A 6,000-nucleotide genomic window follows, 5' to 3' on the forward strand; every position below is an offset into this window, starting at 1 on the left:
CCGCTCGGGCCGGCGCTTTAATGGGAACCTCGATTGCGTCGAGTTTGACTGGGTTACATGGATTTCATGTAGCCCAGGTCGTTTTTGCGCTCATCGCGGCGGGGCTCCTTGTTGTGTTCACGGTCGGCGTGCGCAATGAGCCGCCGCGGCGCCAGAACATGGCGGCGTGGGGCATGTACGATGGGGCTGCTCGCGTGCGGCTCGGCGTGGACGGCACTCACGGGCAACGATGCGTTCCAGCTGATCAGCTGGTGGATCGGCGCGCCACTGGCCATCATCGTGTGCTTGTGGCAACTCTGGGGTTTGTGGAAGCAGTCCGCTCACTACACCGAGCCTGCGTTCCCGTGGGGCTTGGCGCTGGTGTCCCCGATGGTCGCCGCGACATCCGCCGGGCAGCTGGCCACCCATCACGGCGAGTTTTATCACTACGCGGGTGAGCTGTGCTTCTTCCTCACGTTCTTCACCGCGATCCCGCTCTTCCTCTACTGCTACTGGTCCCGCACGCGCCCACGTGGCGCAGCCGCGGGTACAGCGTGGATTCCCCTCGGTGTTGTCGGCCAGTCGACGGCAGCATCGACATTGCTTTTCGACACTCACCTGTACGGCCTCATCATGTTCACCCTCGCCGTACCGTGTGTCCTCTATGCCATGTACTGCTTCTACGAGGCTGTCCTCCACTGGGTGCCCTACGGCCCTGGTTGGTGGGGCTCTACCTTCCCCGTGGGCAGTCTGTGCTTGGGTGCTTGGGACGAAGGCTGGCACGCACTTTCCTTGGCGCTCCTCGTGCTCTTGCTCCTCCACTGGGGTGTCTGCGCGGTGCGCTTTGGCTCCTGGGAACTAAGCCAATCTGGTGCGAGATGAACTAGCTATCCGCGCTTCTCCGATGCCGTCGTCGTGGTGGTCCACGACGAGCTGGATCTGGATCCCGGGGAACTCCCCGTCCGGCACGCCCACGACTCGGCATAGCGGCCGCCCTTCGCCAGCAATTCATCGTGCGTGCCCCGTTCTGCGACCGTCCCGTCCTCCGAAAGCACGACGATGAGGTCGGCATCGCGGATAGTGTGCAGGCGATGGGCGACGACGATCACAGTGTGATCGCCGCGCAACGCCTCAATCGTGCCGACGATCGCCCGCTCAGTGGCCGCATCCAGCGAGGACGTCGGCTCGTCGAGAAGCACCACCGGGGAATCCTTCAGAAGCGCCCGGGCGATGGCGAGGCGCTGCCGCTCGCCTCCCGACAGCAGCGTCCCCTCCTCCCCCACCGGGGTATCCCACTCGGAAGGCAGCAGCTCCACGATGCGGTCCACCCCGGAACGCCGGGCGGCCTCGCGCAAGCGGTCCCCGTCACCGGGCCTGGAACCGAATCCGGGGTCGGCGAAGACCACGTTGTCCCGCACGGACGCGTCGAAAAGAAACGTCTCCTGGAACACCGGGGTCACCAGCGAGTTCACGCCGTCGGTGCCGATCCGAGGCAAGGGCACCCCGCCGATGAGGATCTCCCCCGAGTCCGGATCATGAAAACGCGACAGCAGCCGCATGACCGTCGTCTTGCCCGCCCCCGACGGTCCCACTATGGCGACCAGCGCTCCCTGAGGTGCACGGAAGCTGACGTCGTCGAGAACCTTCTTATCCCCGTACCCGAAGCTCACGCCGCGGAACTCCACGTCATGCCCGTCGGGCAGCTCCGGTGCGGCAGGTTCAGGAAGGGCGGGGATTGCCCGCAGGTCACGCAACGCAGCTAACGTGTTGCGGCCCGCACCGAAACCGCCGGACAACGCTCCCGCCGTGGTGATCGGTCCGGTGAACTGGACGAGCACGATGAGTGTCGGCGCCAAATGCGCCGGCGCCATCCCGCCCGTCGCGGCGACTGCCACGGCGACGATCACCGCCGCCGTGAACACCGCATGGACGATCGAACCCAACCGTCCGATGGCTGCCCCCTGCGTCGACGTCGCCTTCGCGAACGCATCGTGTTGGGCCTGGATAGCCTCATCCACCATCGCGTCCGCCGCCGAACCGTCGCCCGCGGCGCGAATCGCCTGCTGGCCGCGGGTGAACTCGATCAGCCTGCCGGAGACGGCAGCGACGGCCTCAGCATGCGCTTTGTCCGACTCCCCGCCGACCCGGCCAATGGCCCGGTAGGCGAAGAAGAGCACCGGCGCTGACGCGACAAGAACCAAACCGACGCGCCAATCCACCGCCAGAATTCCGAAGGCGATGACGGTCGGCGTAACCACCGCGGCGATGACGGGCCGCAGGATCACGTGCGGCACGGACGCCGCGAACGCGATACCCGACGACGCCATCTCCGAAAAGCGGCCGGCCGTGGACTTGGTGACGTACCCGAGTGGCAACGTCAGCACGCGTTCGCCCAGGGAACGCAGCAGGGACGACAGCACCGCTGCGGAATTCGCCCTGCCAGCTGTCCCCGCGGCGAGGGACAGCACCGCATGGGCGGCCGCGAGGCCGGCGATGACGCCGGTGAAACGCCACGCCGTCGCATCATCTCCCTCGGCCAGAGCCGACAGCAGCGGCAGCAGCGCGACGAACGCCGCTCCCTGGGCCAGCGCGGCAAGCGTGGCCAACGCAATGAGCCACACCAGCGTCATTCTCGAGCGCCGATCCGTCATCGACCACAAGTCCCGAATCATCGGTTTGCCGCCTTTTCATCGTCTGATTCAGTGCCCCGCGGGGCGGATGGTTCGTCGTCGAGCACGAACGCGCGCCACAAATCCCGGTAGCGGCCACCGCGCGCAAGCAACTCGTCGTGGGTACCCACCTCCGCGACCGCTCCCCCATCGAGAACGAGGATGCGGTCGGCGTTGCGGATCGTGCTCAACCTGTGCGCGATCACAATCACCGTCCGCGAACGGGCCAAACGCTCGATTGCGGACTGGATGAGGGCCTCGGAAGCCGGATCCGCGTAAGCGGTTGCCTCGTCGAAGATGAGCACCGGCGCGTCCGTGACGATCGACCTCGCGATGGCCACGCGCTGCGCCTCACCACTGGAAAAGGTCACGTCGACGTTGACCACCGAATCCAGGCGCTTCGGCAGCGCCGCGATGACCGCATCGAGGTTCGCGAGCTTCGCGGCCGCCATGATTTCGTCGTCGGTGGCGTCTCTCCTGGCCAGCCGGATGTTTTCCCGCAACGGCAGCGTGAACAACTGTGGATCTTGGAACACCACCGACACCGAGCGGTGCACGTCGCGCACGGCGATGTCGCGAAGATCGACGCCGCCCAGTAGCACCGAGCCTTCAACGGGGTCGTGGAAACGCGCCAACAGCCGGGCGACGGTGGACTTTCCGGAACCGGAGGACCCCACCAGCGCAGTGAGGGTCCCTGGTTCGAACGTCGCGCACATCCCGTCGAGGACCCGCGGCCCATCGCCGTAGGAGAAGACCAGGTTCCGGACCTCGAGCGCGCCTCCGCGCGCGGGCACCGGATCGGCGGGCTCGGCGATCGGCGGCGTGCTCAGCACCTCCGCGATGGACTTCAGAGCGGCGATCCCCGCGATGATGGGTTCGGAGTTCATGGCCACTCGCACGATCGCCGCGGAGAGTCCAAGGCTGAGAACCAGCCCGGCGACGAGACCCTCCGGTATGCCGCCCGCGGCGTCCCTCAGTGCGAGGCCGGCCCCGCACACCACTGCGAGGACTGTGGTCGGGGACGTCACCACGTCGATGAGCCCGAGATAGATGTTCGACTGCCGGGACCAGGCGGACCACGCGCGGACGAACGACAACGCCGCGGCATCGTAGCGACCCGCGCCCTGGTTGGCGCGTCCGAAGGACTTCATCACCGGGATACCGCGCACCAACTCGATGACCGCGGCCGTCACTCCTTCGGAGGCTCGCTCGTAGTCGCGCTGAAGACGGGCTCCGCGCGAAATCATCACGCCCATCAGGGCGAAGGTGACCAGCACGGGGACGACCGCCACCGCCGCGATCCGCCAATCCACCGCGACGAGCGCGATGAGGGAAAGCAGGGGAACCAGCACCGCCACCACGGTCTCACCGACGGTGTGGCCCATGAGCTGGTGGACAGCCGCGACGTCCTTCTCAACCGACTCGATGATTCCCGACGAGCGCCGGGCGTCCAGCCAGCCCAGCGGTAACTTCCGGATTTGGGCGACCAGCCGGCGCCGGAGGTGGAGCTGCAGGTCGTTATCCGCCCGGTGCGAGAGCATGCCGGCGGTGCCGTCCGCGGCCATGCGCACCGTTGCGGCGACGACGATGACAGCCACGGCCAACCACGTCCGATGCTCCGGGGCCTCCGGGTACGTCATCGCGATGTCGATGATGCCGACCAGCGAAGCGACGGTAGCCACCGACGACAGGACGGATAACGCGACCACCGCACGCATCCGGGTCCGAATCGGGGCGAGCAGCGACCACGGGCCTACGGTCCCGTCCACGGCGCTCACTTGCCCGCCTCCCCGATCGCGCTTTTCTTCGTGAGAGTGCAGAAATACACCATGCCGGCGTGTGAGGCTCCGCCCAGCTTCAGCCCGTTGGCTTCGACGAGGTCCTCGACCTCGCTGCCCGGGAACACCCGGTGGCCCATCTTCGCAACGACGGCCATGTCCACATGCTCGTTCACGTCGGGATCCTCGGCGAACGTCTGCACGTAAGCGATGCCTCCATCGGCTAGCAGCCCGGCGACCCTGCCGAGCGGCGCGAGGACGTCGGCGACGTGGAATTCCGTCCGGCCCCGAGCCCTTCGACGGCGGCGTCCATCGGTTCACGCGCATAGCGGCTTAGGAACCTCGGCTGGACCTTGTCCTCGTAGGCCGCGAGGAGCCTGCGGTTGTTCTGGACGATCTGGGCGATCGACTTCATCTGGTTCTGTCTCCGGGTGTGCGGGCCGCGTCCACGCGGCGGTTTCGGGTTAGATGCTCGGGTTCGCGGGCCGTCGTCGGCGGTGCCGCCCCCGTGGACGTACCTGTCATGCAGACTCCCCCGGCCTCGTTTTCACGGCGATGCCCCACGCCGCGAGCACGGCGATGCCTAAGAACCAGGCCGCGCAGACCACCAAATCCGTAGCTCCGGTGCCGTTGACGGCCTCGCCGACCGCGGATACGGGGTGTGCCCGGCGATTCCGTGCAGGAGGGGACGGACACCGGCCGGAGGATGAGCCAAACGGGGTTCCCCGCGTTCGCGTCGCCCCCTCTCGGCCGACTCGTCGACTCGTCGGTCGCTGTGGTGGGTTCGTCAGTCACAAGCGGCACTGTGTTGCCCTCTCAAAAGATGATAACCATTCTCACATTAGGTTAGCCTTACCTATCATCTGGATCAAGTCCCGTCTCGTACGTTTGATGGACATTGCTGAAACCGAGATCGCGCAAAACCAGCACACCATTGATTGGCGCGTGGACGAAGATCAAGGATGGGCGTAAGAATCCGCAGGTGTTGTTAACAATCTTCTCGGTGAATCAGCCTGTAAATCCGGGGAGTCCCCGTAACTCAGGGGACGATCACCATCGCGCCGGAGTGGGAGCAGAAGGCTTCTCCGGATAAGCGCTCTGGTAATGGCCCGAAACCGAAGGTGCGTCCTGAGCACCCTTCCGTCGTCTTCGCGGCGCACGTGGAAACCACTGCGGGCCTCGAGTTGCCTGCCGACTTTATTTCCCAGCTGGCCAGCGTCGCTCACGAGGTCGACGGCACCGTCGCGCGGTTCGCCGCGGCGCTGGACCGGGTCTAGCCGGGCCGGGTGTAGCCGGGGGTGGTGGATCTAGATTGCGTAATTCCTCTGCTGTCAGGCTGGTTGTGAACCAGTTGCAGTAGGAGGTTGGGGTTTTGTTTGAGGTTCCGGTTCTTGTTCCTGAGCAGTTGGCGACTTATGAGTTTCAGTCGCAACGTGAGGCGTTGATTGGTCGGTCTTTTGATGAGTTGGGGCGGCGTCGGCGTGCTCGTAGTGGGGTTCGGGTGCAGTCGTGGTTGGCGTTGCCTGTGTCGTATTTAGCGCCGGGACAAGTTCTCGATGCGGTTGATGTTGATG

The 6,000-nt window shown here is 65.8% G+C and carries 7 protein-coding genes; 3 read left to right on the forward strand and 4 right to left on the reverse strand.

What is annotated here, in order from left to right:
• Nucleotides 1-180 precede the first annotated feature (180 nt).
• On the forward strand, nucleotides 181-861 hold the full coding sequence (locus tag ACUY2Y_RS11345) for an SLAC1 family transporter (RefSeq protein WP_246875058.1): 681 nt from the start codon (nucleotides 181-183) through the stop codon (nucleotides 859-861).
• A 5-nt stretch (nucleotides 862-866) separates the two neighbouring features.
• Here ACUY2Y_RS11345 and ACUY2Y_RS11350 read toward each other — a convergent pair whose 3' ends face one another.
• From ACUY2Y_RS11350 to ACUY2Y_RS11365, 4 genes are read right to left on the reverse strand one after another with little or no spacing between them, the layout of a single operon-like run.
• Nucleotides 867-2,651 carry an ABC transporter ATP-binding protein gene (locus ACUY2Y_RS11350; protein ID WP_210574112.1) on the reverse strand — a complete coding sequence of 595 codons (1,785 nt, stop codon included), beginning with the start codon at nucleotides 2,649-2,651 and terminating at the stop codon, nucleotides 867-869.
• Nucleotides 2,648-4,417, reverse strand: coding sequence for an ABC transporter ATP-binding protein (locus ACUY2Y_RS11355; RefSeq protein ID WP_448326564.1), 1,770 nt, complete (start codon nucleotides 4,415-4,417; stop codon nucleotides 2,648-2,650). The genes ACUY2Y_RS11350 and ACUY2Y_RS11355 overlap by 4 nt, the downstream gene beginning before the upstream one ends.
• A 5-nt stretch (nucleotides 4,418-4,422) precedes the next feature.
• Nucleotides 4,423-4,629, reverse strand: coding sequence for a hypothetical protein (locus ACUY2Y_RS11360; RefSeq protein WP_246875060.1), 207 nt, complete (start codon nucleotides 4,627-4,629; stop codon nucleotides 4,423-4,425).
• 20 nt (nucleotides 4,630-4,649) lie between these two features.
• Complete coding sequence (locus ACUY2Y_RS11365) at nucleotides 4,650-4,841, reverse strand: hypothetical protein (protein ID WP_246875061.1); 192 nt, start codon at nucleotides 4,839-4,841, stop codon at nucleotides 4,650-4,652.
• Nucleotides 4,842-5,547: 706 nt separating this feature from the next.
• Here ACUY2Y_RS11365 and ACUY2Y_RS11370 point away from each other — a divergent pair.
• Both ACUY2Y_RS11370 and ACUY2Y_RS11375 read left to right on the forward strand, forming a co-directional pair.
• A complete protein-coding gene (locus tag ACUY2Y_RS11370; protein ID WP_210574116.1) occupies nucleotides 5,548-5,703 on the forward strand; it encodes a hypothetical protein in 156 nt (51 codons plus the stop codon).
• 95 nt (nucleotides 5,704-5,798) lie between these two features.
• Nucleotides 5,799-6,000: hypothetical protein (locus tag ACUY2Y_RS11375; protein ID WP_448326566.1), on the forward strand; the 202-nt coding region annotated here is incomplete at its 3' end.

It is taken from the genome of Corynebacterium sp. 20-84 (genome assembly GCF_053479455.1).

What these genes read in the sequence shown, in the direction of transcription:
- ACUY2Y_RS11345 (WP_246875058.1), top strand. Translation starts at nt 181, where the DNA reads ATGGGGCTGCTCGCGTGCGGCTCGGCGTGGACGGCACTCACGGGCAAC.
- ACUY2Y_RS11350 (WP_210574112.1), bottom strand. Translation starts at nt 2,651, where the DNA reads ATGATTCGGGACTTGTGGTCGATGACGGATCGGCGCTCGAGAATGACG.
- ACUY2Y_RS11365 (WP_246875061.1), bottom strand. Translation starts at nt 4,841, where the DNA reads ATGAAGTCGATCGCCCAGATCGTCCAGAACAACCGCAGGCTCCTCGCG.